The following is a 1,358-nucleotide window of genomic DNA, read 5'->3' on the forward strand; positions in this document are numbered from 1 at the left end:
GACTTGCTGGACGCCTTGCGGGAACCCTTCTTCGGCGTGGCCATCTTGAAACTTGAGGGGGCAAACCTACAGCGCAGCATCGATGGAGGGTCCGTGTGGAGTTGTGAAACGCGCCGCCGGAAACTCTTCGCATAACAACGGTCCACGGATCATCGATTGGTCAGCTCCTCCCGTCGGCAACAGCGAATCAGCTGTCGTGGGTCAGCAGGTGTCTTTCTTGGATCTTGGGGTTTTCGTCGTCAGCCCGCATCGACGCGTGCCGCGCCGTGCCGCGCCGTGGCGGGCCGTGCCGGGCCGTGCCGGGCCGGGCCGGGCCGTGCCGGGCCGCGTCTGCCAATCCGCGCGAATGCACGCGCATCGTCGCGTTTTACGCGGATTTCGCGACAGCTCGAGTTCCTTCAGCCATCGCGTGCTTCGCGAGCTCCGCGGGGAAGGAAAGTCGGACTGCGGTTTGGATTTCGCGGGAACCGAGCGTGCGCTTCTTGGCGCTGCGGGCAAGGGCGGCGGCCTCGGTCGCGATGCGCGAGAACATGTCCTCGACGAGGCTGTTGAGCACCTTCATGGACTTGGAGCTGAGGGTCAGCTTCGACTTGGACGCGCCCTTGAGCACCTTCGAGATGTAGGTCGAGAAGCTGCGCTTCGGCTTGCGGGTGCTCTTCACGGCCTTCGTCGCCGACTTGCGGTTGATCTTGCCAGCGGCCATCGTAACTTGAAACGCGGAAGCGGACTCCTACAGCAACAAGGTGATTCCCATGCGCACAATCGACACACCCCTTGCGATTCGCGTCACGACACACGACGCATCCACAACGGTCAACGCTCATGACGTCGGCAGCATCACGCAGCAGTAAGTGCGTGTGTGCATTCGGGCGCCCCGGCGCATCGCTCCTCGCACGTGAGTGCTCTTGGAGTAACTGCCGGTAGCCGCCTCGGGAAGTGTGTTTCTTTCTTCAGTCTTCGGGGTTTCCTTCTGCGCCGGCCGCCGCGCGGCGACTTCCTTGCGCAACGCAAGATCAAATCACGCCGACTTGGTCTTCTTGCCCGCCTTGGCCTTCTTGGCCTCCAGGGCCTTCTCCACCTTCGGCACGACACCGCCGCGGGACAGCGTCACGTCCTTGAAGAGCGCGCCGAGGTCAGCGTCGTGGCGCACCGCCAGCGTGAGGGCACGCGGCGTGATGCGCTTGGACTTGCCGCGCTGGAGCACAGCCTTCGCGGACAGCTCGAGCAGCTCGGCCACCACAAACTCGAGGGCCGCGGTCATGAACACACCACCAGTGCGCGACACGCGCGGCGCGAAGCAGCCCTTGCGCAGCATCGTGCAAACACGGCCGACGGGAAAGATCAAGCCAGCGCGCTTG

The 1,358-nt window shown here is 64.1% G+C and carries 2 protein-coding genes; both read right to left on the reverse strand.

Annotated features, from left to right (window positions below; genetic code table 11):
- Nucleotides 1-367 precede the first annotated feature (367 nt).
- Complete coding sequence (locus Q9Q40_15635; GenBank protein ID MDQ7008653.1) at nucleotides 368-703, reverse strand: NFYB/HAP3 family transcription factor subunit; 336 nt, start codon at nucleotides 701-703, stop codon at nucleotides 368-370.
- A gap of 315 nt (nucleotides 704-1,018) precedes the next feature.
- Nucleotides 1,019-1,358 (reverse strand): hypothetical protein (locus Q9Q40_15640; GenBank protein ID MDQ7008654.1); only part of this gene is annotated, 340 nt, incomplete at its 5' end.

This window comes from Acidobacteriota bacterium, assembly GCA_030949985.1.
Taxonomy (GTDB): domain Bacteria; phylum Acidobacteriota; class Polarisedimenticolia; order J045; family J045; genus JALTMS01.